The following is a 25,480-nucleotide window of genomic DNA, read 5'->3' on the forward strand; positions in this document are numbered from 1 at the left end:
GCTCCTGCTCCACACCGACGCGATGACGCCGTCCTCCGCGCTCACGATCTGCGGCCGGTAACCCATCGTCCTGAGCTGCGCGGCCTTCACCGCGTACGTCACCTTCGACAGGCTCAGGTACTCCTTGAGGCCGGTGGCGCCGCCCTTGGCCCACACGGTCGAGTACAGCTTGCCCGGCCCGACGGCCATGAGCACCGGGCGCAGGCCCTGCTTCGCCTTGGCCAGCAGCTCCTGGCCGCGCTGCTCCACGGTCTGGCCGAGCGTCACCTGAAGAGTGCCGGTGGCGGCGCCCGCCACCCAGACGGCCGCGTACAGCGGCTTCTCCACCGTGCCGTACACGTCCAGCGAGGCGATGCTGTAGCCGGCGGCGCTCAGCTCGGCGTTGACCTTGACGAGGGTCTCCTTGGTCAGCGCCAGCTCCGACTTGACGAGCTGCGTGGTCTTCTCGAAGACCACCGCGAAGACCGCGCCGGGGCCGGTGCCCGTGCCGGTGACCAGCTTGGGCTGGTAACCCAGCTTGGCCTGCTCCGCGATGCGCCGCGGCAGGTCCGTGGCCGACAGGCCCTGCAGCACGCTCACCTTGCGGGCGGCGTCCTTGACCCAGACGGACGTGTACTGCGGGCTGGCCGCGTCGGTCACGCTCAGCGCCTGGGGGACGTACCCCTTGCCCAGCAGCTCCTTGATCCGCTGCACCAGCTTCGAGCCGCTGAGCGCATCGAGGGAGAGCCAGTCGAGCGCCTGGTTCTGGACGGCCTGCGCGGACGTGACCTGCGCGGTCGTGGTCTGCGCCGTGGCCGGGGCGGCGGCCCCCAGCAGGGGAGCGGCGGCGAGCGCCATGGCCGCGGTCAGGGTGGTCGCTCTGTTCTTGCCCCTCATGGTCCTCCTATGTAGGTAAAGGTCATCCCTATTGCGGACAAGAGGGGACCATAACGGAGCATGAGGGGAAGGCGACCTACCGTTACGGTGATCGTGACAAGACTGTGTCAAAACCCCTTACACGGTCTGGCGGGGCGCGCAGAGCTGCGCGCGCAACGTCTCGTACGCCCAGCGCTCGAACCGCTCGGGCGTCCAGCCGCGCTCGCGGACGAACAGCAGATAGAGGTCGGGGCTCAGCACCCCGTAGAGCAGGTCGGCGGCCTCCTCCACCGGCACCTCCCCGCGCGCGCCCGGCTTGGCCATGAGCTCGCGCGCCGCCGCCGTCGCCACGACGTGGCGCGGGTCCTCCTTGTCCGGCCACATCTCCGAGACCTCCGGGTCGGTGGCCGCGGCGATCTCCAGCACCTTGGTCATCGGCGCCACCCGCTCCAGCACGGAGCGGGTGCCCGCCACGTGGCCGCGCAGGTGCTCCTCGGCGCTGCCCGCCGCCATGGCCTCGCGGAACCACGGCCGGTCGAGCGTCGCCACCGGCAGGTCGTCGCCCGCGATCGTGACGTCCACCAGCTCCTTGAGCAGCCGGCGCTTGTTGCCGAACACGAAGTAGACCGTCTGCACGGCCACGCCCGCCCTGTCGGCGACCTCCTGCAACGTCGTCGCGCCGTAACCCCGCGCCACGAACAGCTCTCCGGCGGCGCTCAGCAACCGCCGCCGGGTCTCCGCCGACTTCTGCGCCTTCTTGCCAGGCCTCTTGCCGTCACTCACGGCGGCAAGGCTAGTGCACCCCGGGGAGCCGCACCGGCATGCTGACGATCATCGTCAGGCCTCCTCCCGGCGACCAGCCCCAGGATCACCAAGATCGCGATCGTCAGGGCGACGTCTGCCATCTCCACTCCTCGGCCAGGCGATCAGCGTCCGCCACAACACCAGGTAACGCTGAGATTTGTGGGTTTTGCTGTTCTTGGCCAGCGAGGAGAACCCTGTCGCGCGTTCTGATCACCGGATCCGCCGACGGGCTCGGCCTGATGGCCGGGCGGCTGCGAGGAGATGCGGTCGCTGGCACGGCAGGCGAACGAATCGGGCCCGTTCGACGCGGTGATCCACAACGTGGCCGCGCGACCACGACCTCCAGGACGCCCTGCTCGCGGCGTGCGCCGAGCTGACCGGGACGCCGCTCCCGTCGTCGGCGGGTCAGGCGGGCTGTCCTGCCGCGGCCGTGCGCGCCGCCATCCGCCGTTCGAACCACAGGGAGGTGAACGGCGGCACCGCGCAGGCCAGCCCGAGCACGACCGCGCCCCTGCTCCAGCCCGCCTCGCGCGCCGAGAGCAGCACCCCGGCCACGTACAGGACGAACAGCGCCCCGTGCACCGGCCCGAAGATCTTCACGCCGAGCTCGCCGGTCTCGGTCACGTACTTGAAGAACATCCCGACGAGCAGCCCCGCCCACGAGCACGCCTCGGCCACTGCAACGGCCCGGAACCAACGCAGCACAATCCACCCTTTCGCCCGATATTGCGCCTCACTCTACAAGCTGTAGAGGACGAATGAACATGCACGGCGTGCATTGATGCGCGTCGTGCATGTTCGACGTGTAGGGTGGCTCCGACCCTGGCTTGGCGACGGGCGGTCGCGCGGCGTCGCCCGTCGCCCGTCGCCCGAGAAGAGGATGTGGCGATGGCGATCTCCGGCGAGCAGCAGACCGAGGGCCAGAACGGGCGGGTGACGGAGTCCCCGACCCAGATCCGCCGGATGTTGCCGGCGGACCTGGTGGACAGGGGCGGCTGCCCGTTCGATCCGCCGCCCGGCGTGCGGGAGCGGCGCGGGCAGGGCGCGATCCAGCCGCTCCAGCTCCTCAACGGCGCCCCCACCTGGCTCGTCACCGGGCTGCAGGAGGCGCGCGCCGTCCTGGCCGACTCCCGCTTCAGCTCCGACCGGGTGCGCTACCCCGACGTCACCAAGCTGCAGCCGCACGAGGTCGAGCAGCTCACCGCCGCGGCGAACGGCGGCGCATCAGGGACTGGGGTCGTCGCGCCCAAGGTGGAAACCCGTACCGACGGCATGTTCGTCTTCATGGACCCGCCCGAGCACACCCGCCTGCGGCGGCTGCTGACCGGCCAGTTCACCGTCCGGCGGATGCGGGCGCTGGAGTCACGGCTGCGCGAGATCGCCGTGGAGCACATCGAGGCCATGCGGGCCGCCGGCACCGAGGCCGACCTCGTGCCCGCGTACGCGCTGCCCATCCCCTCGCTGGCCATCTGCGAGCTGCTCGGCGTCGACTACGCCGACCGGGCCGAGTTCCAGGAGCGCACCGCCATCGCGCTGAACTCCAACACCCCCGACGACGAGCGCATGCAGGCCGGCATGGAGCTGTACGGCTTCATCCAGGGCCTGGTGGCGGCCAAGCGCGCCAAGCCGGGCGACGACATCCTGTCCGGGCTCGTGCACGACGCCGACCCGCCGCTGACCGACGCCCAGCTCACCGACGTGGCCCTGGTGCTGCTGGGCGCCGGGCACGAGACCACCGCCAACATGCTCGGCCTGGGCACGTTCGCGCTGCTGGAGCACCCCGACCAGCTCGCCGCGCTGCGCGCCGACCCGTCGCTGATGGACAACGCGATCGAGGAGCTGCTGCGCTACCTGTCCATCATCCAGATGGGCGTCAGCCGGGTGGCCATCGAAGACGTTACGATCGCCGACGTGAAGATTCCCGCAGGCGGCACGGTGATCATCGCCACGCCCGAGGCGAACCGCGACCCCCGCCACTGGGACGACCCGGACCGCCTCGACGTGCACCGGCCCCGCGCCTCGCACCTGGCCTTCGGCCACGGCATCCACCAGTGCCTGGGGCAGCAGCTCGCCAGGGCCGAGATGAAGGTCGGGCTGAGCGAGCTGATCACCCGGATGCCGGACCTGCGCCTCACGGTGCCCGCCGACCAGGTGCCGCTGCGCAACGAGATGCTCATCTTCGGGGTGCACTCCCTGCCCGTCACCTGGGCCTGACCATGCCTGACGCCCCCGTGCCCGCTGCCGTGATCGGGCGGCGGGAGCGCAAGAAGCAGGCGACCAGGGCCGCCCTGCGGGAGGCGGCCCTGCGCCTGGCGCTGCGCGACGGCGTGGAGAACGTCACCGTCGAGCGGATCGCCTCCGAGGCCGACATCGCGTTGCGGACGTTCTTCAACTACTTCTCCAGCAAGGAGGAGGCGGTGGTCGCGGCGGCCGCGGCCGGGGCGGAGGCGGTCATCGCCGAGTTCCGGGCCAGGCCCGCCGCCGAGTCCGTGTTGCGGGCGTTGCGGGAGGCGGTGCTCACCGTCTTCGACCAGGACCATGCGGCCAGCCGCGACTACATCAGGGCCAGCAGGCTCATCCGCAGGACGCCGTCGCTGCTGCCGCAGGAGCTGGCCGTGATGGCCGCCCAGGAGAAGGCGCTCGCCGACGCCATCGTCGAGCGCCTCCAGCCCGCCCCGATCGGGATCTATCCCGCCTTGTGCGCGGCCACGTCCCTCACGGCGCTGCGGGTCGTGCTGAGCCGGTGGCTGGAGCACGCCGGGGACTCCGACGAGACGCCGCCCATGGACCTCCTGCGCCAGGAGATCGACCAGGCGATCGGCGACCTGGCCGCCGGCCTGGACCGCCCAGGCCGCCCGCCCGCCTCAGGCGAGTGACCGGACCGAGGCCGCGTCAGGCGAGGGCCGAGGTCGAGGCCAGGTCAGGCGAGTGAGCCCGCCCGGCGGCCGAACACCGCGCCCGAGGTGAGCCCGGTCCCGCCCGGGTAGTTGCCGCTGAACAGCCCGCCCAGCATCTCCCCGCACACGAACAACCCCGGAATCGGATCGCCCCGCCCGTCGAGCACCCGCCCGTGCGTGTCGGCGTGCAGCCCGCCGAACGTGAACGTGATCCCGCACGTCACGGGAAACGCGTGGTACGGCGGACGCTCCAGCGCAACGGCCCAGTTCGACTTGGGCGGCGTGGTGGCGGCGGCCCGCCCGTCGAGCACGGACAGGTCGAGCGGCACCGACCGGTCGATGGAGGCGTTGAACTCCGCGACGGTCCGCCCCAGCACCGCCGCGTCGACCCCCATCCCCGCGGCCAGCTCGTCGAGGGTGCCGGCCGTCACGACGGACGCGCCGGGCATGTCGTACTCCTCGGCCCGCAGCTTCGGCCGGGTGGCGGCGTCGAAGAGCTGGAAGGCCACGCCTCCGGGCTGGGCGAGGATGCGCGCGCCGTACTCGGCGTAGGTGAGGTTGCGGAAGTCCGCCCCCTCGTCGAGGAAGCGCCGCCCGTCGGTGTTGACGACGATGCCCAGCGGGTAGCCACCGCGGGTGAGCTGGTTGGTGAGCTCGCGGTTGCTCTCGTTCTCCGCGTACCAGGCGTCCCAGGCGACGCTGTGACAGGTGCTCCAGTCGCCGTGCGTGCCCGCTCCGGCGGCGATCGCCGCCGCGAGCATGTCACCGGTGTTGTACGGCGTGCCGCGCACCTTGGCCCGCTGCCAGCCCTCCCCGAGGTGCTCGCGCCGCATGCCGGCGTCGGCCTCGAAGCCGCCGGCGGCGAGCACCACCGATCCGGCGCGCACCGAGCCGCTGCGGCCGTCGGTGTCCTCCCAGGTCAGCCCGGTCACGCGGCCTGCTTCGAGGGTGAGCCCGCGGGCTCGCACGCCGTAGCGGAGCTCCACCCCCGCGTGCCGCGCCGCCCGCGTGTGCTGCTCGATGAGGCCCTTGCCGCCGCCGGTGCTGCCGACGGCCAGCCCGCCCCAGAAGACCTGGCGGCCGTCGTCGCCGGGGTAGGCCTGCCGCTCGTACATGAGCCGGAAGCGCAACCCCTTGCCGTGCAGCCAGCGCAGTGTCCCCGCGCTCTGGCTGATCAGCACGTCGGTGAGCGCCTTGTCGTTGCGGTCGCCGGTGACCTTGGCCATGTCGGCCGCGAACTGCGCGGCCGGGTAGGAGGGCAGCACGGTGGCGGCGTGCCGGGCGTCGGGGTCGAGCAGGTCCGCGAGCTCGCCGAGGCCGTCGTGCACGATGCGGAACGCGCCCGCCGTGTAGTAGCTGTTGCCGCCCGCCCCTTGCTCGGGGCCCTTCTCCAGCAGGAGAACGCGGCGGCCACGCTCCGCGGCGGCGTGCGCGGCGCTGAACCCGGCGTTGCCGCCGCCGACCACCACCACGTCGAAGTCGTCGCTCCCGAGTTGCATCATGCCCTCCAGGTCTTGTTCTCAATTGCATGTGAGTGTATACAGTCGTACACCATAGATTCTGACAACGGGACTCGGGGAGCGGTGAAGGGCTCGATGACTCCTATCAGGCGGTGGGCCCCACTCGTGGTCGCGCTGCTCACGACCGGTGCGCTCGTCGCCACCGCGCCGGCGGACGACCAGCGGGCGGGCTCCGCCGTGACCCGCGCACTTGACGGCAGACAACTACGGATCATGGCGCCCGCCGCGCCCGGCGGCGGCTGGGACCAGACGTCGCGGGAGATGCAGGCCGCGCTGCGCGACCTCGTCGGCCGCAGCGAGGTGTACAACGTCGCCGGCGCCGGCGGCACGATCGGGCTGAGCCAGTTCGTCCGGCTGAACGGCGACCCCAGCCAGCTCATGACGACCGGCCTCATCATGATCGGCGCGGTGGAGTCCAACGACTCGCCGCACTCGCTGTCCGAGACCGTCCCGCTGGCCCGGCTCACCACCGACTACCAGGTCGTCGTGGCCGCCGCGAACTCCCCGCTCAAGGACATGAAGGCGGCGGCCGACGCGATGCGCCGGAACCTGCCGGCCGTGTCGATCTCAGGCGGCTCGGCCGGCGGCGTCGAGCAGATCCTCGCCGGGCTGATGGCCAAGGCCGTCGGCGCCGATCCGGCGAAGGTCAGCTACGTCGCCCACTCCGGCGGCGGCGAGGCGCTCACCACGCTGCTCTCCGGCCGCTCGACCATCGGCATCTCGGGGGTCTCGGAGGTCATGCCGCAGATCAAGGGCGGGCAGGTGCGGGCGCTCGCCGTGTCCAGCCCGGAGCGATTGCCCGCGCTGCCCGACGTGCCCACCTTGCGTGAGTCGGGGCTGGACGTCGAGCTGCAGAACTGGCGCGGCGTGGTCGCGCCGCAGGGGATCACGTCCGAGCAGGAGCGCGCGCTGGAGCAGATGCTGCTCGACATGACGCGTACGGACGCCTGGCGCCAGGCGCTCGCCGAGCGCGGCTGGGGCGACGCCGCACTGGCAGGACCCGAGTTCGAGAAGTTCGTCCAGTCGGAACAGGGCCGGGTGGCGCAGATTCTCAAGGAGATCGGATTGTGACCACGGAGACGAACGAGACCGCCACGGCGCCCCCCGAACCCGAGCCGGACCTGACCTGCGACAGAAGAACCGCCATCAGCTCGGCCATCTTCGGCGGCCTCATGGTCGTGACCGGCCCTGTGATGATCGCGGACGCCCGCCGGCTGCCCGACGACGGCAGCGCCATGGGCCCCGCCGTGGCGCCGTTCACGCTGGGCGTGCTGCTCGCCCTGACCGGCCTCTGGCTGGCGCTGCGCTCCCTGCGCGACCTGCGCACCGCCACCCGGGGGCACCCGCTGCGCAGCCACGCGGCCCTGAGAGTGGGCGCGCTGGCCGTCGCGCTCGTCGCCTTCGCCCTGCTGCTGCCGGTCATCGGCTACGTCGCCGGCTCCGCCGCCCTCTTCGTCGTCACGGCCCTGCTGCTCGGCGCGCCACACGGCTGGCGGCTGTACGCGGGCGGCTGGTCGCTGGCGGCGCTGGCCTTCCTCGTCTTCGACCGCGTCATCGGGCTCACCCTGCCCACCGGACCGTGGGGGTTCTGACATGGAGCAGCTCGTGCCCCTCCTGGAGGGCTTCGCCGGCGCGCTGACGCCGACGCACCTGCTGTGGGCGCTGATCGGGGTGACGATCGGCACGGCCGTCGGCGTGCTGCCCGGCATCGGCCCGGCGCTCACCGTGGCCCTGCTGCTGCCGATCACGTTCCGGCTGGAGGCCTCCAGCGCGCTGATCCTCTTCGCCGGCATCTACTACGGCGGCATGTACGGCGGCTCGACCACCTCCATCCTGCTCAACACCCCGGGCGAGAGCGCGTCGATCATCGCCGCCATCGAGGGCAACAGGATGGCGCGGGCGGGACGCGCCGCCGCCGCGCTGGCCACGGCGGCGATCGGCAGCTTCGTGGCCGGCACGATCGGCACCGTCGCGCTGACGTTCCTCGCCCCGGCCGTCGCCGGCTTCGCCACCAGCTTCGGCCCGCCCGAGTACGTCGCCCTGATGGCGGTCGCCTTCACCACGGTCAGCGCCCTGCTCGGCCCGAACCTGCTCAAGGGCCTGGCCGGGCTCCTGGTCGGCGTCACCGTCGGGCTGGTCGGCATCGACTCCCAGACGGGGCAGCCCCGGCTGGTGTTCGGCGTGGAGTCGCTGCTCGACGGCATCGACGTGGTCATCGTGGTGGTCGCCCTGTTCGCGCTGGGGGAGACGTTCACCCGCGTCATGACCGGGATCGGCCGCTCCACCGTGCAGCCGCTGCGCGGGCACGCCACGCTCTCCCGCTCCGACCTGCGCCGCTCCTGGCCCGCCTGGCTGCGCGGCACCGCGCTGGGCTTCCCCATCGGCAGCCTGCCCGCCGGCGGCGCCGAGATCCCGACGTTCCTCAGCTACACCGTGGAGAAGCGGCTCTCGCGCCACCGCGAGGAGTTCGGCCGGGGCGCGATCGAGGGGGTCGCCGGGCCCGAGGCGGCCAACAACGCCGCCGCGGCGGGGGTGCTCGTGCCGCTGCTGACGATCGGGCTGCCGACCTCGGCCACCGCCGCGGTGATCCTCACCGCGTTCCAGTCGTACGGGCTGCAGCCGGGGCCCGCCCTGTTCGAGGAGTCGGGGCCGCTGGTGTGGACCCTGATCGCCAGCCTGTACGTCGGCAACGTGATGTTGCTGCTGCTCAACCTGCCGCTGGCGAAGGTGTGGGCCAGGCTGCTCACGATCCCGCCCTACCTCATCTACGCCGCGGTGATCATGTTCTCCGCGCTCGGTGCGTACGCGGCCGGCGGCACTGCCGCGGACCTGGTCGTCCTGTGCGCGCTCGGCCTGCTCGGGCTGCTGATGCGGGAGGCGGGCATCCCGGCGGCCCCGGCCGTGGTGGGGCTGATCCTCGGGCCGCTCGCCGAGCAGCAGCTCCGCCGCGCGCTCATCCTGTCGGAAGGCGACCCGTCCATCCTGGTGTCGAGCCCGATCACCGTCGTGCTCTGGGCGGCGGCCGCGCTGTCGCTGCTCGTCCCGGTGGTGCTGCCGATCATGCGTGGCCGCCGCCGTACTCTGGCGAGCGCCGACCAGGACTCCGAGTGACTGCATACAACGGTATGCTCAGCTCTGCCAGTGATGCGAGGAGAGGAGGACACACTGTCCGAGGTCTACGACCGGTTGAGGGCCGAGATCGTCGACGGCACCCTCGCCCCAGGGGCGGCCCTCGTGGAGGTCACGCTCGCCGAACGCTACGGCACCAGCCGCACGCCCGTCCGCGAGGCGCTGCGCAGGCTCCAGCAGGACGGCCTGGTCGAACGCGCCGACCGCGGCATGCGGGTGCGCACCCGCAGCCCCGAGGAGATCCTCGAGATCTACGAGGCGCGGATCGCGCTGGAGGCCACCGCCGCCGCCGGCGCCGCCCAGCGCCGCAGCGACTTCGACCTCGTCCGCCTCGCCCGCGCCCAGAAGGCCATGATCGCCACCCCGGCCTCCGAGCCCGCCGCCATGGCCGAGGCCAACCGGGCCGTGCACGAGGCCATCTGGGCCGCCAGCCACAACGGGACCATCGTCGATCTGCTCACCCGGCTGAACAACCACCTCACCCGCTATCCGCAGACCACCCTGTCCATGCCCGGGCGGTGGGACGAGGCCATCGCCGAGCATGCCGAGATCATCGAGGCGATCGGGGCTCGGGACGCCGATCGGGCTTACGGGCTTGCTCGGGAGCACATGACCAAGGCTCGGGAGCTGCGGCTGCACATCTACGCCGACGACACCGACGCCTGACACACCCGCCCACCCCACCCGCCCCGCCTCGCGCCCGTCCGGCCGGTCTGCCGTGCGTCCGCCTGGTCGGCGCGTCACGCGTGCGCCCGGCCGGTCCGTCTCACGCCCGCCTGGTCGGCGCGTCGGGTGTGCGCCCGGCCGGTCTGCCGCGCGCGCGCCTGGTCGGCGCGTCACGCGTCCGTCCGGCCGGGTGCGGGGTCGCGTGACGCGGCTCGCCGGTCGGGTGTCCGGCTCATCGGACGGTGGCCGGCACCGGTTCGGCGGACGTGCGCGCCGTCGCCACCGCCACCGCCAGCAACCCGATCCCCGCCACGACCGTAGCCGGGATGATCACCAGCCCCTCCACCACGGGCAGCCCAGGCCCCAGGATCAGCACCACCGCCGCGACCAGCAACGCCACCCCCGCCAGCCGCACCGGCCGCACACCCCCGCGCCAAGCGAGCCCCGCCCCGAACGCCACCAGCGACGCCATCCACACCATCCCGGCCGCCGCGTTGACCGCGCCCCCGCCCCCGGCCTCCACCTGCTCGGCCGCCCCGTGCAGCGGCGAGACGTACGCCTCGAACCACGCGCCGGGCGCGAGGGCCGCGAACGCGACCGCCAGCACCACCGCGCCGACGGTGGCCAGCTTGGACGCCTGCAACTCCCGGCTGAGCGCGACGCACAGGGGCAGCCCGGCGGCGATCAGCAGGCCGCCCAGGGCGAAGACGAGGTGGGCCGCCTCCCAGGTCGGGGCGGAGTGCGCGGCCTCGTTGTGCTCCAGCGGGTGCAGGACGTTTCCGACGGCGAACAGGATGCCGCCGGCGCCCACCAGGCCACCGGCCAGGACACGCAGGTTCATGGTCTTCTCCTTCGGGGATCGTGCGGGACGGCGGGCCCGCCCCGGGCACGACCGTCAGTCCACCCGCCCGCCGGTCCCGCCCGCCTGAGCGCGGGGTCCCGACCGGGTCCCGCCTTCCCGAGAGGCCGCGCCCCGTTCGCCGCACGTCCCGGATCGCAGCCACCCGAGGTCCCGGAGTCACGTCCTTCCCAGGTCCCGGCCCGAGCGGGACCCTGGTCCCATTGCCCCAGCTCGGGAGGGAAAGGGACGATGTGCGGGTGCGCCTCTCCACCTGGCCGTGGGTGATCCCCTGCGCGGCCGCGGCAGCCGTCCTGATCGGCACCGTGCTCACCGTCAACGTCCCGGTCCACGACGCCACCTACCTGATACTCGACGCCGCCGTCGGCCTGACGTACCCGCTGGTGGGGGCCCTGATCGTGACCAGGCGGTCCCGCGACCCGATCGGCTGGCTGTTCTGCCTGAGCGGCGCGGGGCTGGCGTTGCAGGCGCTGGCGGGCGGATACAGCTCCTACGGCCAGGCCCACGGATGGCCGGGCACCGACCTGGCCGCCTGGGTGGTCAACTGGGTGTTCTTCGCCGGGTTCGGGCCGCTGTTCCTGCTGCCCGCGTTCCTCCCGGACGGCCGCCTGCCGTCGCGGCGCTGGCGGCCGGTGATGGGCGCGCTCGTCGCGGCGATGGCCGTGATGCTGGTCGTGCTGATGTTCAGAGACCTGCTCTGGGTCTGGGGGAGCGAGCGGCCGAACCCGGTGGGCTTCGTGCCCACCTCGATCATCGCGGCCTGCTTCGGGGTGCTGGTCAGCGCGGGAGCCCTGGTCGGGGCGGTGGCGCTGGGCGTGCGGGTGCGGCGCGCGCAGGACCGGCGCCAGCTCATGCCGCTGCTCCCGGCCGCCGTCGCGATCGCGGTGGCGGCGCTGATCGACTCCACCCACACCGGCGGCACCTGGTACGCCGGGATCTGGCTGCTCGCGCTGACCCTGCCGGCCCTGCCGCTGGCCACCGCGGTGTCGATCTTCCGCTACCGGCTGTTCGACATCGAGGTGCTCATCCGGCGCACCGTCGTGTACGTCGTGGTGGCGGCGCTGCTGCTGGGCGCGTACCTGGCGACCGTCACCACCCTGAACGCGCTGTTCAGGGAGCGCAGCGGCGTGCTGGAGTCGTTGCTGGCCACCGGCGTCGTCGCGGTGGCGTTCGCGCCGGTGCGCGACGCCGTGCAGCGGGCCGTCGGCCGCCTGCTGTTCGGGAACCGGGGCGAGCCCGCCGTGGCCCTGTCCCACCTGGGGCACCGGCTGGAGGCCACGGCCGCCCCGACCGAGCTGCTCGACGGCGCCGCGGAGACGGTGGCGCGCACGTTGCGGCTGCCGTCCGTCGCCGTGGTCACTGCCGCGGGCGTTCCCGTCTCGATGTTCGGCGGGGTGCCGGACGACGGCGTACGCATCCCGCTGCTCAGCGGCGGGCGGACGGAGGGAGAGCTGCGGGCGGCGCCCAGGTCGCCGGGCGAGCCGCTGACCAGGGCGGACCTGGCGGTCCTTGACGACCTGGCGCCGCACCTGGCGGTGGCGCTGGCGGCGGTGCGGCTGGCCACGGAGGTCAGGGACTCGCGCGAGCGCCTGGTCAAGGCACGCGAGGAGGAGCGGCGACGGCTGCGCCGCGACCTGCACGACGGCCTCGGCGCGGACCTGACCACGATCGGGCTGAGACTGTACGTGATCGAGGCGACGGCGCCGCCCGAGCTGCGCGGGCAGGTCACCGGCGTCAGGGAGCTGACCCAGTCGATCGTGGGGGACGTCCGGCGGATCGTGCACGATCTGCGCCCGCCCGCCCTGGACGAGCTGGGCCTGTCCGGAGCCCTGGAGGACCTGGCGCTGGACGCCCAGCCGGGGCCGAACGTCGCCGTCACGATCGCGGACCCGCTGCCCGCGCTCCCGGCCGCCGTGGAGGTGGCCGCGTACCGGATCACGCAGGAGGCCCTGTCCAACGCGCTCAAGCATGCCGGCGCCGCCAACGTGGAGATCACCGCGAGGATCGTGCCCGACCGGCTGCTGCTGCGGATCCGCGACGACGGCCGCGGCCTGCCCGTGCCGGTGCGGGAGGGCGTAGGATCCGGCAGCATGCGAGAGCGGGCCGCCGAGGTGGGCGGTGAGCTGCGACGTTCGTCCGAGCCTGGGCGCGGGACGCTCGTGGAGGCGGTGCTGCCCCTATGACAGAACCCGCGAGGCCCGTCCGCGTGCTGCTGGTGGACGATCATCCGCTGCTCCGCCACGGCCTCAGAGCGCTGCTCGAACAGGTCGGCGGCGCCGAGGTCGTGGGCGAGGCGGGCGACGGTGAGGAGGCCGTCGAGCTGGCGCTCTCCCTCGAACCCGACGTGGTCGTCATGGACCTCGTCATGCCCGGCATGTCCGGCACCGAGGCGACCCGGCGGCTCATCGACCGCCGCCCCGACCTCGGCGTGCTCGTCCTCACGATGAGCGAGGACGACGCGTCGGTCTTCGCGGCGCTGCGGGCCGGCGCGCGCGGCTACGTGCTCAAGGGCACCGCGGGCCCCGACTTCCTCGCCGCCGTGTCCGCCGTCGCCAGGGGAGAGGCGGTGTACGGGGCGGGCGTGGCGCGCAGGATCCGCCGCTTCCTGACCAGCGGGCCTGGCAGCGGGCCGTTTCCCGAGCTGACCTCGCGGGAGCGGGAGATCCTCGATCTGCTGGCGTCCGGCAGGTCCAACGCGGAGATCGCGCGGGCGCTCTTCCTCAGCCAGAAGACCGTCAAGAACCACCTGACGTCCGTCTTCGCCAAGCTCCAGGTCGCCGACCGCGCCCAGGCGGTGGTCCGCGCCCGCCGCGCGGGCCTGGGCGAGTAGACACCCCCCACACGCACCTATGTCCCGGTATATCCGTCTGACCTGCCTACTTCCCAATACCTCGTAAGCAGAGCTAACATTCCGGGCATGAGTGCGGAGGACCTCTCCGACGCCTTCGCGGGCGTCATCGCCGGTCTCAACCGGCTGATCCGGCGACGGGTACGCCGCCAGATGGCCATGCCCCCGCTCCGCGGCGCCCAGGCCGAGCTGCTGCGCCTGGTCGAGGCCAACCCTGGCATCAGCGTCTCGGCCGCGGCCAAGGAGCTCTACCTGGCGGGCAACTCGGTCTCGACGCTGGTCAATCAGCTCACGAGCGCCGGCCTGCTGCACCGGGAGACGCGCAGCGACGACCGGCGCGCGGCCCGCCTGCTGCCCACGCCCCAGGCCGAAGCGCGGTTGCGGGCGTGGCAGGAGCGGCGGGCGGCGATCGTCCGCGAGCACGTGGAACTGCTGGACGAGGACGACAGGGCCGCCCTGGCCGCCGCCCTCCCGGCACTGCGAAGGCTGGCCGACAGCCTGCGAGAGGAGGCACCGGAATGAGTGACGACGATCAGCCCCAGGAGGACACGACCCCCGTCACGGGCCCGCGCGACGCCGATCGGCCGGGCGAGGATGTGCTGACGGACCCGCGTCCCGGCGGTCGGCCGCGTGAGGACGCGCCGACCGGCTCGCACGACGGCGACCGGCCGGGCGAGGGCGTGCTGACGGAGCCGGGGCCCGGCGGCCGGGCGCGTGAGGACGCCGTGACGGTCACGGGGTTGCGTTACGCCTTCGGCGGTACCACGGCCGTCGACGGGCTGGACCTGACGGTCACGTCCGGCGAGGTGTTCGGCCTGCTCGGCCCGAACGGCGCGGGCAAGACCACCGCGATCCGCTGCGTGACCACGCTCCTGCCCGTCCCGGCCGGCATGGTCAGGGTCTTCGGGCACGACGTGACCACCGACAAAATGGCGGTGCGCCGCCTGCTCGGCTACGTGCCCCAGCAACTGTCCGCCGACGCCGGCCTGACCGGCCGCGAGAACGTCGCGCTGTTCGCCCGCGTCTTCGACGTGCCCCGGCGCGAGCGTGCCGCCCGCGTGGCCCAGGCGCTGGAGGCGGTGGGCCTGGCCGAGGTCGCCGACCGGATGGCGGGCACGTACTCCGGCGGCATGGTGCGCCGCCTGGAGCTGGCCCAGGCGCTGATCAGCTCGCCGCGCCTGCTGATCCTGGACGAGCCCACGATCGGCCTCGACCCCATCGCCCGCACCGGCGTGTGGGATCACATCATGGCCGTGCGCGCCGCCAGCGGGATGACGGTCCTGGTCACGACGCACTACATGGACGAGGCCGACCAGTACTGCGACCGGGTCGCGCTCATGCACCAGGGCCGGGTGCGCGCGCTCGGCACGCCCCGCCGGCTCACCGACGACCTGCGCGCCCGGCTCGGCGACGGCGCGTCCCCGACGCTGGAGGACGTCTTCCGCGACGTCGCCGGCAGCGGCCTCGACGATCTCGACAAGGGAGGGGAGTTCCGCGATGTCCGCCGTACCCGCCGCACCGCAGCCCGCGTCGGCTGACGGGCAGGCGCCCGGAGCGGCCGGCGGAGGGCTCGGGCTGCTGCTCGTCCCGCCGCGCACCCGGCCCGCCTGGCGCCTGATCCCGGCCAGGGTCGCCGCGATGTGCGTGGTGGAGCTGCAGAAGCTGCGCCACGACCGCAGCGAGCTGTACACCCGCGCGATCCAGCCCGCGCTGTGGCTGCTGATCTTCGGGGAGACGTTCACCCGGATCAACGTGATCCCGACCGGCGGCATCCCGTACCGCGACTACCTGGCGCCGGGGATCATCGCCCAGTCCACGATGTTCATCGCGATCTTCTACGGCATCCACATCATCTGGGAGCGCGACTCGGGCGTCCTGACGAAGCTGCTGGTCACGCCGACCCCGAGGGCGGCGCTCGTGGCGGGCAAGGCGTTCGCCGCCGGGGTGAAGGCGATCGTCCAGGCGCTGGTGGTGGTGCTGATCGCGCTGCTGCTGGGCGTGGGGCTGAGCTGGAACCCGCTGCACCTGCTGGGGGTGCTGGCGGCGGTGGTGCTGGGCTCGGCGTTCTTCTCCTGCCTGTCGGTGACGATCGCCGGCGTGGTGCGTACGCGCGACCGCATGATGGGCATCGGCCAGGCCATCACGATGCCGCTGTTCTTCGCCTCCAACGCGCTCTACCCGACCGGGGCCATGCCGGGCTGGCTGCAGACGCTCAGCGCGATCAACCCGCTCAGCTACGAGGTGGACGCGCTGCGCGGGCTGCTGCTGGGCATCCCCGCGCACCTGCCGCTCGACTTCGCGGTGCTCCTCCTGGCCGCCGCGGTCGGCATCACGGCGGCCTCGGTGCTGCTGCCCCGGCTGGCCCGCTGACCGCCCGTCGGCCGCCGGACCACCCGCCCGGCACGCGGCACGTCGGCGGGGCCGGGAAGCCCGCCCAGTACGCTGCTTGCGACGTACCCCGGCTCCCGAGGAGGCCTGCCTTCATGACCATCACGTTCGGCGCGATCGGCGGCGGCCGGCGGACCCGTTTCTTCCTGCGGCTGGCCGCGGCGCTGCCCGACCGGCTGCGCGTCAGCGGCGTCGTGACGCGCGGCGAGGAGTCGGGCGCGCGGATCACCGGCGAGTGGGGCGTGCCGGCCTTCCGCTCGGTCGGCGAGCTGCTGCGGCACGAGCGGCCCGACTACGTGACCGCCGCGGTGCCGTGGCCCGCGATGCCGGACGCGATCCGCGCGGTGGCCGAGCACGAGATGCCGGTCCTGGCCGAGACGCCGCCCGCGCCGGACCTGGACGGGCTGCGCGCCCTGTGGGGCGACGTGGGCGCGACCGGTCTGGTGCAGGTGGCCGAGCAGTATCTGCTGATGCCCGGGCACGCGGCCCGGCTGGCGCTGGTGCGCGAGGGCGTGATCGGCGAGCCGACCTCGGTCCAGGTCTCCTCGACCCACCTGTACCACGCGGTGTCGATGATCCGCGGCCTGCTGGGCGTCGGGTTCGAGGCGGCGGAGGTGCGGGCGGGCGCGTTCGCGGCGCCGCTGGCCAACCCGCTGGTGGCCGGCGGGTGGACGGGCGACGGCACGCCGCAGCAGTTGACCACGACGATCGCGACGGTCGACTTCGGCGGCCGGATGGGCCTGTACGACTTCACCGAGAACCAGTGGTGGAACCCGTTGCGGATGCGCCGCATCGTGGTGCGCGGCTCGACCGGCGAGCTGGTGGACGACCGGGTGGTGCGCCTGCTCGACCCGGCGACGCCGGTGGAGTCGCACCTGATCAGGCGCGACACGGGCGTGGACCTCAGCCTGGAGTTCCGCGACCTGAAGCACATCAGCTTCGACGGCCGGGTGCTCTACCGCAACCCGTTCGACGGCTCGGGACTGTCCGACGACGACCTCGCGGTGGCCGACATCCTGGAGCGGACGGGGGCTTGGGCCCGCCAGGAGGGGCCGGCGCCGTACCCGCTGGCCGAGGCGTGCCAGGACCACCTGATCAGCCTCGCCATCGGCGAGTCGGCCAGGACCGGCGGCGCGGTCACCACCGGCAAGGAGGCGTGGGCGGGGTGACGACCGGTTCCGACGGGCCGGGCAAGCGGCTGATCGCCAGGATCTGGCACGGCATCCGCGGGTCGGTCCAGTGGCGGCTGCTCTACCTGTCGCAGGCCAAGTTCATGGTCGGGGTGACGGGGGTGGTCCGCGATCGTGGCGGCAACGTGTTGCTGCTGCGGCACCGGTTCTGGCCCGAGCACCGGCAGTGGGGGCTGCCGACGGGAGGGGCGAAGCGGGGGGAGACGTTCGAGCAGACGGTCGTGCGCGAGGTGCGGGAGGAGACGGGGCTGGAGGTGAGCGTCGGTGAGCTGGTGCACCTGGGGAGCGGGTTCCGGCTCAGGGTCGAGGTCGCGTACGTGGCCGCGTACGACGGCGGCGGCACGATACGGCTCAACCCGATGGAGATCCTGGAGGCCCGCTGGTGCGCCCCGGGCGACCTGCCGGACGGCCTGCTGGCAGCGCACCGCCGCCTGATCGAGGCGTCAGGCGAGCGGCCCGGCGATGTGGCGTCAGGCGGGCGGCCCGGCGATGTGGCGTCAGGCGGGCGGCCCGGGGATGGGGGCTCAGGTGGGCGGCGCGGCCGTGGTGGAGAAGGCGGCGTCGAGGTGGGCGGTGTCGTTGAAGCGGCGCAGGACCCACCGGACCTCGGTCAGCACCAGGTGTGACACCGACGCGTTGTCCGCGCCGAGGAACGCGAACGGCCGCGACCCGGTGGCCGCGGCCAGCGCCTCGGCGATCACCCCGCCGTGGGTGACCACCACGACCCGCTGGTCGGGGTGGGCGGCGGCGAGCCTGCCGAGCGCCTTGCGCACCCGCTCGGCGAACGCCTGGGCGGGCTCCGCGCCGGGGATCACGTCCCAGCGCTCCTCGGCGGACATCCGCCGCGCGATCGGGTGCCCCTCGGCCACCATGCGCCGGAACAGCCCGCCCTCCCACTCGCCGAGGTGCACCTCCCGCAGCTTGGGGTCCACCACCGGCGTCAGGCCGAGGCGGGCGGCGAGCGGCGCGGCCGTCTGGGACGTGCGCCGCAGCGAGCTCACGTAGATCGCGTCGATGCGCTCGGCCGAGAGCCGCAGCCCCACCCGTTCGGCCTGCTCGTGTCCCTCGGGCGCGAGCCCGGGGTCGCCCTGGCCGTCCACCAGCGGGAACGGCCGGTCGGGCCGCGCGGGCTCCGACTCGCCGTGCCGGACCAGCAGAATCTCGGTGGCCCCCGGCGGTGTACGGAACCGGCCCTGCCGGTACTCGGCCGGCTCGCTGCTCTCAGATCCCACAATTACCGAACATTACTCTACTGATCGGGACGCGTGCTCCCAGAGGCGGTCGGCGGCGTCCGGATCCACCGACCAGGACGCGACGCCGGTCATCACGTCGGGCCCGCCCCGCACCACCTCCGCCTCCTGGTTGTCGTGCTCGAAGTACCGGCCGGTCACGCCGTCCACCAGGGGAGAGGCGGCGAGCAGCACCGCGGTGGCCGCGCCCTGCTCGGGGGTCGTGAAGTAGTCGGGGACCAGCGGGCCGCCGTCGTCGTCCAGCAGCCCGGCCGCCCGCATGGTGTCCTGGTCCAGGTGCCGCTGCAGGTTGGTGCGGACGTAGCCGGGCTCGAAGGCGTTCGCGGCGATGCCGTCGCCCGTCCAGCGCCGCGCGATGCCGACCGCGAGCAGCACGTCGGCCGTCTTCGACTGCGCGTAGGCGGCCCATGGGTCGTACGGGCGGCGCTCGAAGTGCGGGTCGTCGAAGTCGAACGGCTCACGCAACTGGGCGCCGGAGCTCACCACGACCACCCGCGCGCCCCCGTTCTGGCGCAGGTGGTCGTGCAGGCCGGTGATCAGCGCGAAGTGGCCGAGGAAGTTCGTCGCCAGTTGCAGCTCCCAGCCGTTGGCGGCGATCTGGCGGGCAGGCAACGCCATGACCCCGGCGTTCGCGACGATCGCGTCCACCGGCCCCGTCCAGCCGGCCACGAACGCGCGCACCGAGGCGAGGTCGCTCAGGTCCAGCGCCCGCTCGCCGGGCGCGGGACGCCGGGTGGCCACCGTGACCTCGGCCCCCGCCGCCCGCAGGGCCCGGCTGGTCTCGAGGCCGATGCCGGAGGCGCCGCCGGTGACGATGATCCGCCGTCCGGTCAGGTCGATCCCGGCCAGGACCTCCGAGGCGGTGGTCCTGGCGTTGAAGGGAGTGGTGATCAGTGTCATGACCACCACCGTAGGCAGCCCGATTTGGACTTGGAATACTTGCGGGTCCACCATAGTTGCGTGAACGTCCAGCAAGCCGATCCTTTGGAAGACGTGCTCACCCTCGTCGGCACGACCAGCCGCCTGTCCACCGGGCTGGTCGCCGGCGGCAGGTGGGCGCTGTCGTTCGACCCGCCCGCCGGGGTCAAGTTCAACGCGGTGCGCCGCGGCAGGTGCCTGCTCACCGTGGACGGCGTGCCCGGCCCGATCGAGCTGGCCGAGGGCGACTGCTTCCTGCTCGTCCGGCCGCGTGCCTTCACCCTGGCCGCCGGGCCGGGGCTGCGGCCCGTCCCGGCGGGCCCGCTCTTCCGCGCGGCCACCGACGGCGTGGCCCGCGCCGGCGAGGGCGAGGACGTGGTCATCGTCGGCGGCCGGTTCGGCTTCGGCGAGCGCGCTCAGGAGCTGCTGCTTGACGTGCTGCCGCCGGTGATCCACGTGCCCGGCCGCACCGCCGAGGCCGCCACCGTGCGCTGGGCGCTCGACCTCATCGACGCCGAGCTGCGCGAACGCCCGCTCGCTTCCACCCTGGTCACCGAGCACCTCGCGCTGGTCATGCTGATCCACCTGCTGCGCCTGCACCTGGCCGGCGCGGGGCCGGAGGGCAGCTCCGGCTGGCTGGCCGGGCTCGCCGACCCGATCGTGGCCCCGGCGCTGCGCGCCGTGCACGCCAGGCCCGCCCACGCCTGGACGGTGTCCGAGCTGGCCAGGGTGGCGGCGGTGTCCCGATCGACGCTGGCCGCCCGGTTCAAGCAGGTCGTCGGGAGGGGGCCGCTGGAGTACCTGACCGGCTGGCGGATCGAGCTGGCCGCCGACCGGCTGCGGCGCGGCGACGAGACGGTGGCGGTGATCGCCTCGGAGGTCGGTTACGGCTCGGTGAGCGCGCTGAGCAACGCGTTCAAGCGGATCACCGGCGTGTCGCCGCGCGACTACCGCCGGTGGAAGGCCGGTGACGCGGTCGTGTCCTGACCTCCGGGGCGATCACCGCCGCCGCCCCTCGTCCGACCCCCAGCGCCACCACCAGGGCGGCGCTGACCCGGCCTCAGGCCGCGCAGGCCCTGCGGGAGCCCGTCCGCTCGCCCGGGCAAGAAGGAGGGCGACTCCGGCTACCGCCTGGCCAGGGACGGCTACAGCCGCAGACCATCCAGGAGCTGGGCGCCAACTGGCTCTCCTAACCGTGGACGTGCGCCTCGGTCGCGTGGTCCGCCCGGGCGGGCAGGAGCAGCGCGGTGATGACCACGGCCACGGACAGCACCGCCCCGATGATGAAGGCCAGCTGCATGCCGCCGAGGCTGGCGAGCGCGTCGGTGGCTCCCGACGCCCGCAACGCCTCGGCCCGCGCGCTCATCACGGTGACCACGAGCGCGGTGCCGAAAGCCGCCGAGACCTGCTGCAACGTGCTCAGGATGGAGCTGCCGTGCGAGTAGAGGCGCGGCGGGACGGCGCCGAGCCCGAGCGTGAACACCGGGGTGAAGGTCGCGGCCAGGCTCACCATCAGCAGCGCGTGCATGCCGAGGAGCTGCCAGAACGGCGTCGTCATCGAGACCTGGGTGAAGCCGGCGAGGGCGAGCATGATCCCGGCCGCGCCGGGGATGACCAGCACCCGCCCGCCGAACTTGTCGAACAGGCGCCCCACGGTAGGGCCGAGCAGCCCCATCGCCAGGCCGCCCGGCATCACCAGCAGCCCGGTCTCCAGGGCGCTCAGCCCGCGCACGTTCTGCAGGTACAGCGGTAGCAGGATCATCGAGCCGAGCATCGACATGAACGCCACCGACATCATGATGAGCGCGACCGTGTAGGTGCGGTGGCGCAGGGTGCGCAGGTCGAGCAGCGGCACGCCGCGCTTCTGCAGCGACAACTGCCGCACGACGAAGACGGCGACGGTGACCAGGCCGGCCACCACGATCGCCGCGGCCACGCGCACGTCGCCGCCCTCGAACCGGCTCAGGCCGTAGACCAGGCCGCCGAACCCGGCCGCCGCGGTCAGCACGCTGAACCAGTCGATGGTGCCGCTCTGCGGCTCCCCGACGTTCCTGAGCCTCCGCAGGCCACCCCAGGTGATCAGCGCGGCGATGGGCAGCACCACGGCGAACAGCAGCCGCCAGGACCCGAACTGCAGGATCACCCCGGAGACCGTCGGCCCCATCGCGGGCGCCACCGAGATGGCCAGCGTGACGTTGCCCATCACCCGGCCCCGGTCCTGCTCGGGCACCACCTGCATCAGCGTGGTCATCAGCAGCGGCATCATCACGGCCGTGCCGGACGCCTGGACGATCCGGGCGCCGAGCAGCACCTCGAACGACGGCGCCACGATGGCCAGCGCCGTGCCGAGCAGGAACAGGCCCATCGCGGTGACGTACGCGCCGCGGGTGGAGACCCGCTGCAGGAACCAGCCGGTGATGGGGATGACGGCGGCCATGGTCAGCATGAAGGCGGTCGAGAGCCACTGCGCGGTCTGCTCGGTGATGTGCAGCGCGCTCATCAGCCGCGGGATCGCGTTGATCATGATCGTCTCGTTCAGGATGACCACGAACGTGGCCAGCACCAGCAGCCGGATGACGGCAGGGGTGCGACCCGCGACGGCGGCAGCGGATTCGGCAGGTGAGTCGAGCTGTGGGCTGGACACGGCACCTCGATCGGGGCTGTCGGACATTACGCGGTCACGGCCGGCCTTCAGGCCTTCGGTCTCACACGAAGTAGTGGTCATACACAGACTGACCGGCACCACCGACAAAACTCATCGACGACTACCAACATTGCGGCAACTGCTGCGAAATGTCACCACCTTTTCACTCACGGTGAAAGGCGATCTCGCCGCCAACGGTCTGAAGACCGGAAGAACCGGTCGAACGCACAGGACGGGGTAGAAACCGCTCGCCGCAGGGTCTACGGTGACCGGCGAAGGAGGCACCATGGCCACCCCCACCAGGCCGGCGACGACCGGCACCGCCGAACGAGCGCGAGACGACACCCGCCTGGCGCTCCTGTTCATCCTTCCCGCGCTGATCGGCTTCCTGGTCTTCCTGCTCTGGCCGACGCTTCGGGGCATCTACCTCAGCTTCACCAAGTTCAACCTGCTCACCCCCGCCCGCTGGACGGGGCTCGACAACTACGTGCGCATGGCGCAGGACCCGGTCTTCTGGAACGCGCTGGGCGTGACCGTCTACTACGTGGTCGTCAACATCGCCGTCCAGACCGCGCTGGCGCTGGTCATCGCGGTGCTGATGCAGCGGCTGACGCGCAGGACCTGGCTGCGCGGCATGGTGCTGACGCCGTACCTGGTCTCGAACGTGGTCGCGGCGCTGGTCTTCCTGTGGATACTCGACTACCAGCTCGGCATCGGCAACAAGGTGCTGGAGCTGGCCGGGCTGGACCGGATCGCGTTCCTGTCGGACTCCGCGTGGGTCATCCCGACGATCGCGCTGATCAACGTCTGGCGGCACGTCGGCTACACCGCGCTGCTGATCTTCGCCGGCCTGCAGACGATCCCCGCGACCCTGTACGAGGCGGGCCGCATGGACGGCGCGAGCGAGCTGCGCATGTTCCGCAGCATCACCCTGCCGCTGCTGCGGCCCGTCATGGCGGTGGTGCTGATCATCAGCGTGGTGGGCTCGTTCCAGGTGTTCGACACCGTCGCGATCGCGACGCGGGGCGGGCCCGTCGACTCCTCCAGGGTGCTGCAGTACTACATCTACGAGGCCGCCTTCAACCGCTTCCAGTTCGGCTACGCCTCGGCGATGTCCGTGGCGCTGCTGGTCGTCCTGATGATCATCACGTTCGTGCAGTACCGGCTCACCCGGGCCGGCAGCTCCGACCTGGCCGCAGGAGGGTGAGATGGCAACCGTAACGGCGCCCGCCGAGAGCGACGCCCACGCCGCCGGCCCGGAGCCGCCGCCGAAGCCCCGGTTCGACTTCGGCCGGGCCCTGGGCTGGGTTTTCATGATCCTGATGATGGTCGTCAGCCTGTTCCCGTTCTACTGGATCCTGCGCACCGCGCTGTCGGACAACAACGCGCTCTACGCGGGCGGCGACAGCCTGCTGCCCGTGCGGTTCTCGTGGGGCGGTTTCGAGCGCGTCTTCGGCATCCAGACCGGTCAGGAGGCCATCGACGCCGGCGGCGCCGGGCAGCCGATCGCGTTCTGGCGTTACCTGCTCAACTCGGTGCTGGTCGCCACGATGGTCACGGCCGGCCAGGTCTTCTTCTCCGCGATGGCCGCCTACGCCTTCGCCCGGCTGCGCTGGCGGCACCGCGACAGGGTCTTCGCCGTCTTCCTGGGCGGCCTGATGATCCCGGCGATCTTCACGCTGCTGCCGAACTTCGTGCTCATCAAGGAGCTCGGCCTGATCGACACCGTGCTCGGCATCGCGCTGCCCAGCATGCTGATGACGCCGTTCGCGGTGTTCTTCCTGCGCCAGTTCTTCCTCGGCATCTCCCGCGAGGTGGAAGAGGCGGCGCTGGTCGAGGGCGCCTCGAAGACGCGGATCTTCTTCCGGCTGATCCTGCCGATCTCGGCGGCGCCGATCTCCACGCTGTCGATCCTCACCTACATCACCTCCTGGAACGAGTACTTCTGGCCGCTCATGGTCAGCTACACCGACAGGTCACGGGTGCTGACCGTGGCGCTCGGCGTGTTCAAGTCGCAGAAGCCGCAGGCCGGCCCCGACTGGTCGGGGCTGATGGCGGCCACGCTGGTGGCGGCGCTGCCGATGTTGCTGCTGTTCCTCGTCTTCGCCCGCCGCATCGTCAACTCCATCGGCTTCAGCGGGATCAAGTGATGCTCAGACGACTCCTCCTGACCGCGCTCCTGCTGACCACCGCCTGCGGCGGGGGCGGCAGCGGCGGCGGCGCCGGCACCATCGAATACTGGCTCTGGGACTCCTCCCAGCAGCCCGGCTACCAGAAGTGCGCGGACGCCTTCCAGCAGCAGAACCCCGGCCTGCGCATCCACATCTCCCAGTACGGCTGGGACGACTACTGGTCGAAGCTGACCGCCAGCTTCATCGCCGACACCGCCCCCGACGTCTTCACCGACCAGCTCGCCAAGTTCCCCCAGTTCGTCGACCTCCAGGTGCTGCGCCCGCTCGACGACCTCGGCCCCACCAGCGACATCAAGGACTCCGACTACCAGCAGGGCCTGGCCGAGCTGTGGAAGGGCAAGGACGGCAAACGCTACGGCTCGCCCAAGGACTGGGACACCATCGCGATCTTCTACGACCACGCCGCGATCGAGGCCGCCGGCATCGACCCGGCCACGCTTGACGAGCTGACCTGGAACCCCCGCGACGGCGGCACGTTCGAGAAGACGATCGCGCACCTGACCATCGACCAGAACGGCGTGCGCGGCGACGAGCCCGGCTTCGACAGGACGAAGGTGAAGACGTACGGGCTGGCCGCCAACGGCGGCGGCGGCGACAACTGGGGCCAGACGCAGTGGTCGGCCTTCACCGGCAGCGCCGGCTGGCAGGCCACCGACAAGAACCCCTGGGGAACCCGCTTCAACCTGGACGACCCGGTCGTGCAGGACACCCTGAACTGGTACTTCGGCCTCGTGCGCAGGGGCTACATGGCCAGCTTCGCCGCGATCGGCGGCAGGAACGCGATCACCCCCGACACGCAGATCCAGTCCGGCATCGCCGCGATGGGCCTGTCGGGGTCGTGGACGATCGCCTCGTTCACCAAGCTCACCGACGCCAGTGGCAGGAAGCTGGACATCGGCGTCGCGCCCACCCCGATCGGCCCGACGGGGAAGCGGGCCTCCATGTTCAACGGCCTGGCCGACTCCATCACGACGTTCTCCAAGCAGCCGGAGAACGCCGCGAAGTGGGTGAAGTTCCTGTCCGGTGAGCAGTGCCAGAACATCATCGGCCAGTCGGGCGTGGTGTTCCCCGCCCGGCCATCAGGCACCGAGCTGGCCATCCGGTACAACGAGAACGAGCGGAAGCTGGACGTGTCGGCCTTCACCGACCACATCGAGAACCGCACCACGTTCCCGCTGCCGGTGACCTCCAACGCGGCCGACATCACGGCGCTGATGACGCCCGCGCTGGAGGCGATCTTCCTCGGCGAGGCTCCGGCCACCTCGCTCACCGCTCTCAACGAGCAACTCGACCGCCTCTTCGAGGTGGCCGGATGAGAAC

25 protein-coding genes are annotated in these 25,480 nt (G+C 72.4%); 17 read left to right on the forward strand and 8 right to left on the reverse strand.

Annotation, left to right across the window (positions count from 1 at the left end; genetic code table 11):
• The 3 genes from FXF51_RS40685 to FXF51_RS40695 all read right to left on the reverse strand — a co-directional run.
• On the reverse strand, positions 1-876 hold an 876-nt coding region (locus FXF51_RS40685), incomplete at its 3' end, for a hypothetical protein (protein ID WP_148440111.1).
• Positions 877-993: 117 nt separating this feature from the next.
• A complete protein-coding gene (locus FXF51_RS40690) occupies positions 994-1,638 on the reverse strand; it encodes a TetR/AcrR family transcriptional regulator (protein WP_148440112.1) in 645 nt (214 codons plus the stop codon).
• A 426-nt stretch (positions 1,639-2,064) separates the two neighbouring features.
• Positions 2,065-2,364, reverse strand: a complete 300-nt coding sequence (locus FXF51_RS40695; protein WP_262380142.1) for a DUF3817 domain-containing protein — start codon at positions 2,362-2,364, stop codon at positions 2,065-2,067.
• A gap of 183 nt (positions 2,365-2,547) precedes the next feature.
• Here FXF51_RS40695 and FXF51_RS40700 point away from each other — a divergent pair, with 183 nt between their 5' ends.
• Together FXF51_RS40700 and FXF51_RS40705 are read left to right on the forward strand one after the other, a co-directional pair.
• Positions 2,548-3,873, forward strand: coding sequence for a cytochrome P450 (locus FXF51_RS40700; RefSeq protein ID WP_262380143.1), 1,326 nt, complete (start codon positions 2,548-2,550; stop codon positions 3,871-3,873).
• Between the two features lie 2 nt (positions 3,874-3,875).
• A complete protein-coding gene (locus tag FXF51_RS40705; protein WP_148440114.1) occupies positions 3,876-4,535 on the forward strand; it encodes a TetR/AcrR family transcriptional regulator in 660 nt (219 codons plus the stop codon).
• A 44-nt stretch (positions 4,536-4,579) separates the two neighbouring features.
• Here the strand turns inward: FXF51_RS40705 and tcuA are convergent, their stop codons facing one another.
• Complete coding sequence (gene tcuA, locus FXF51_RS40710; protein ID WP_262380144.1) at positions 4,580-6,058, reverse strand: FAD-dependent tricarballylate dehydrogenase TcuA; 1,479 nt, start codon at positions 6,056-6,058, stop codon at positions 4,580-4,582.
• A gap of 93 nt (positions 6,059-6,151) precedes the next feature.
• Here tcuA and FXF51_RS40715 point away from each other — a divergent pair, with 93 nt between their 5' ends.
• The 4 genes from FXF51_RS40715 to FXF51_RS40730 are packed head-to-tail and all read left to right on the forward strand — an operon-like array spanning position 6,152 to position 9,871.
• The gene (locus FXF51_RS40715; protein WP_148440115.1) at positions 6,152-7,147 is read left to right on the forward strand and encodes a Bug family tripartite tricarboxylate transporter substrate binding protein; all 996 of its coding nucleotides are present in this window, start codon (positions 6,152-6,154) and stop codon (positions 7,145-7,147) included.
• Positions 7,144-7,668, forward strand: coding sequence for a tripartite tricarboxylate transporter TctB family protein (locus FXF51_RS40720; protein ID WP_148440116.1), 525 nt, complete (start codon positions 7,144-7,146; stop codon positions 7,666-7,668). The genes FXF51_RS40715 and FXF51_RS40720 overlap by 4 nt, the downstream gene beginning before the upstream one ends.
• Before the next feature lies 1 nt (position 7,669).
• Complete coding sequence (locus tag FXF51_RS40725; RefSeq protein WP_148440117.1) at positions 7,670-9,187, forward strand: tripartite tricarboxylate transporter permease; 1,518 nt, start codon at positions 7,670-7,672, stop codon at positions 9,185-9,187.
• A gap of 33 nt (positions 9,188-9,220) precedes the next feature.
• A complete protein-coding gene (locus FXF51_RS40730; RefSeq protein ID WP_148440118.1) occupies positions 9,221-9,871 on the forward strand; it encodes a GntR family transcriptional regulator in 651 nt (216 codons plus the stop codon).
• Between the two features lie 232 nt (positions 9,872-10,103).
• On the opposite strand, the gene FXF51_RS40735 is transcribed toward FXF51_RS40730, so the two are convergent.
• Complete coding sequence (locus FXF51_RS40735) at positions 10,104-10,712, reverse strand: hypothetical protein (protein ID WP_148440119.1); 609 nt, start codon at positions 10,710-10,712, stop codon at positions 10,104-10,106.
• Between the two features lie 257 nt (positions 10,713-10,969).
• Between FXF51_RS40735 and FXF51_RS40740 the strand changes: the two genes are divergently transcribed.
• The 7 genes from FXF51_RS40740 to FXF51_RS40770 all read left to right on the forward strand — a co-directional run bounded on the left by FXF51_RS40740 (position 10,970) and on the right by FXF51_RS40770 (position 17,782).
• Positions 10,970-12,913 (forward strand): sensor histidine kinase, encoded by a 1,944-nt coding sequence (locus tag FXF51_RS40740; protein ID WP_148440120.1) that lies wholly within the window; start codon positions 10,970-10,972, stop codon positions 12,911-12,913.
• Entirely contained in the window at positions 12,910-13,560 is a 651-nt protein-coding gene (locus tag FXF51_RS40745) for a response regulator (protein WP_148440121.1), read from the forward strand. Before FXF51_RS40740 ends, FXF51_RS40745 begins: the two co-directional genes overlap by 4 nt.
• A gap of 87 nt (positions 13,561-13,647) precedes the next feature.
• Complete coding sequence (locus FXF51_RS40750) at positions 13,648-14,100, forward strand: MarR family winged helix-turn-helix transcriptional regulator (protein WP_148440122.1); 453 nt, start codon at positions 13,648-13,650, stop codon at positions 14,098-14,100.
• Complete coding sequence (locus FXF51_RS40755) at positions 14,097-15,116, forward strand: ABC transporter ATP-binding protein (RefSeq protein ID WP_222871671.1); 1,020 nt, start codon at positions 14,097-14,099, stop codon at positions 15,114-15,116. Before FXF51_RS40750 ends, FXF51_RS40755 begins: the two co-directional genes overlap by 4 nt.
• On the forward strand, positions 15,076-15,948 hold the full coding sequence (locus FXF51_RS40760; protein ID WP_148440123.1) for an ABC transporter permease: 873 nt from the start codon (positions 15,076-15,078) through the stop codon (positions 15,946-15,948). Before FXF51_RS40755 ends, FXF51_RS40760 begins: the two co-directional genes overlap by 41 nt.
• Positions 15,949-16,061: 113 nt before the next feature.
• Positions 16,062-17,135 (forward strand): Gfo/Idh/MocA family protein, encoded by a 1,074-nt coding sequence (locus FXF51_RS40765; RefSeq protein ID WP_148440124.1) that lies wholly within the window; start codon positions 16,062-16,064, stop codon positions 17,133-17,135.
• Positions 17,132-17,782, forward strand: coding sequence for an NUDIX hydrolase (locus FXF51_RS40770; RefSeq protein WP_262380145.1), 651 nt, complete (start codon positions 17,132-17,134; stop codon positions 17,780-17,782). The genes FXF51_RS40765 and FXF51_RS40770 overlap by 4 nt, the downstream gene beginning before the upstream one ends.
• Here the strand turns inward: FXF51_RS40770 and FXF51_RS40775 are convergent.
• Positions 17,681-18,388, reverse strand: coding sequence for a histidine phosphatase family protein (locus FXF51_RS40775; RefSeq protein ID WP_148440125.1), 708 nt, complete (start codon positions 18,386-18,388; stop codon positions 17,681-17,683). The genes FXF51_RS40770 and FXF51_RS40775 overlap by 102 nt on opposite strands.
• A gap of 12 nt (positions 18,389-18,400) precedes the next feature.
• Entirely contained in the window at positions 18,401-19,306 is a 906-nt protein-coding gene (locus tag FXF51_RS40780) for an SDR family NAD(P)-dependent oxidoreductase (RefSeq protein ID WP_148440126.1), read from the reverse strand.
• A 60-nt stretch (positions 19,307-19,366) separates the two neighbouring features.
• Between FXF51_RS40780 and FXF51_RS40785 the strand changes: the two genes are divergently transcribed.
• The gene (locus FXF51_RS40785) at positions 19,367-20,311 is read left to right on the forward strand and encodes an AraC family transcriptional regulator (protein WP_148440127.1); all 945 of its coding nucleotides are present in this window, start codon (positions 19,367-19,369) and stop codon (positions 20,309-20,311) included.
• 202 nt (positions 20,312-20,513) lie between these two features.
• Here FXF51_RS40785 and FXF51_RS40790 read toward each other — a convergent pair whose 3' ends face one another.
• Positions 20,514-21,968 (reverse strand): MDR family MFS transporter, encoded by a 1,455-nt coding sequence (locus FXF51_RS40790; protein WP_262380146.1) that lies wholly within the window; start codon positions 21,966-21,968, stop codon positions 20,514-20,516.
• A 286-nt stretch (positions 21,969-22,254) separates the two neighbouring features.
• Between FXF51_RS40790 and FXF51_RS40795 the strand changes: the two genes are divergently transcribed.
• From FXF51_RS40795 to FXF51_RS40805, 3 genes are read left to right on the forward strand one after another with little or no spacing between them, the layout of a single operon-like run.
• Positions 22,255-23,175: a carbohydrate ABC transporter permease gene (locus FXF51_RS40795; protein WP_148440129.1), complete on the forward strand. Its 921-nt coding sequence runs from the start codon at positions 22,255-22,257 to the stop codon at positions 23,173-23,175.
• Between the two features lies 1 nt (position 23,176).
• Positions 23,177-24,118: a carbohydrate ABC transporter permease gene (locus FXF51_RS40800; RefSeq protein WP_148440130.1), complete on the forward strand. Its 942-nt coding sequence runs from the start codon at positions 23,177-23,179 to the stop codon at positions 24,116-24,118.
• Positions 24,118-25,476 carry an ABC transporter substrate-binding protein gene (locus FXF51_RS40805; protein ID WP_148440131.1) on the forward strand — a complete coding sequence of 453 codons (1,359 nt, stop codon included), beginning with the start codon at positions 24,118-24,120 and terminating at the stop codon, positions 25,474-25,476. The genes FXF51_RS40800 and FXF51_RS40805 overlap by 1 nt, the downstream gene beginning before the upstream one ends.
• Positions 25,477-25,480: the final 4 nt, after the last annotated feature.

The organism is Nonomuraea sp. PA05 (assembly GCF_008086045.1).
Taxonomy (GTDB): Bacteria; Actinomycetota; Actinomycetes; order Streptosporangiales; family Streptosporangiaceae; genus Nonomuraea; species Nonomuraea monospora.

Excerpts from the sequence above, each read along its gene's own strand:
- FXF51_RS40700 (WP_262380143.1), top strand. The coding sequence starts at position 2,548 with ATGGCGATCTCCGGCGAGCAGCAGACCGAGGGCCAGAACGGGCGGGTG.
- FXF51_RS40705 (WP_148440114.1), top strand. The coding sequence starts at position 3,876 with ATGCCTGACGCCCCCGTGCCCGCTGCCGTGATCGGGCGGCGGGAGCGC.
- tcuA (WP_262380144.1), bottom strand. The coding sequence starts at position 6,058 with ATGATGCAACTCGGGAGCGACGACTTCGACGTGGTGGTGGTCGGCGGC.
- FXF51_RS40715 (WP_148440115.1), top strand. The coding sequence starts at position 6,152 with ATGACTCCTATCAGGCGGTGGGCCCCACTCGTGGTCGCGCTGCTCACG.
- FXF51_RS40725 (WP_148440117.1), top strand. The coding sequence starts at position 7,670 with ATGGAGCAGCTCGTGCCCCTCCTGGAGGGCTTCGCCGGCGCGCTGACG.
- FXF51_RS40730 (WP_148440118.1), top strand. The coding sequence starts at position 9,221 with ATGCGAGGAGAGGAGGACACACTGTCCGAGGTCTACGACCGGTTGAGG.
- FXF51_RS40735 (WP_148440119.1), bottom strand. The coding sequence starts at position 10,712 with ATGAACCTGCGTGTCCTGGCCGGTGGCCTGGTGGGCGCCGGCGGCATC.
- FXF51_RS40745 (WP_148440121.1), top strand. The coding sequence starts at position 12,910 with ATGACAGAACCCGCGAGGCCCGTCCGCGTGCTGCTGGTGGACGATCAT.
- FXF51_RS40750 (WP_148440122.1), top strand. The coding sequence starts at position 13,648 with ATGAGTGCGGAGGACCTCTCCGACGCCTTCGCGGGCGTCATCGCCGGT.
- FXF51_RS40755 (WP_222871671.1), top strand. The coding sequence starts at position 14,097 with ATGAGTGACGACGATCAGCCCCAGGAGGACACGACCCCCGTCACGGGC.
- FXF51_RS40760 (WP_148440123.1), top strand. The coding sequence starts at position 15,076 with ATGTCCGCCGTACCCGCCGCACCGCAGCCCGCGTCGGCTGACGGGCAG.
- FXF51_RS40765 (WP_148440124.1), top strand. The coding sequence starts at position 16,062 with ATGACCATCACGTTCGGCGCGATCGGCGGCGGCCGGCGGACCCGTTTC.
- FXF51_RS40780 (WP_148440126.1), bottom strand. The coding sequence starts at position 19,306 with ATGACACTGATCACCACTCCCTTCAACGCCAGGACCACCGCCTCGGAG.
- FXF51_RS40795 (WP_148440129.1), top strand. The coding sequence starts at position 22,255 with ATGGCCACCCCCACCAGGCCGGCGACGACCGGCACCGCCGAACGAGCG.
- FXF51_RS40800 (WP_148440130.1), top strand. The coding sequence starts at position 23,177 with ATGGCAACCGTAACGGCGCCCGCCGAGAGCGACGCCCACGCCGCCGGC.
- FXF51_RS40805 (WP_148440131.1), top strand. The coding sequence starts at position 24,118 with ATGCTCAGACGACTCCTCCTGACCGCGCTCCTGCTGACCACCGCCTGC.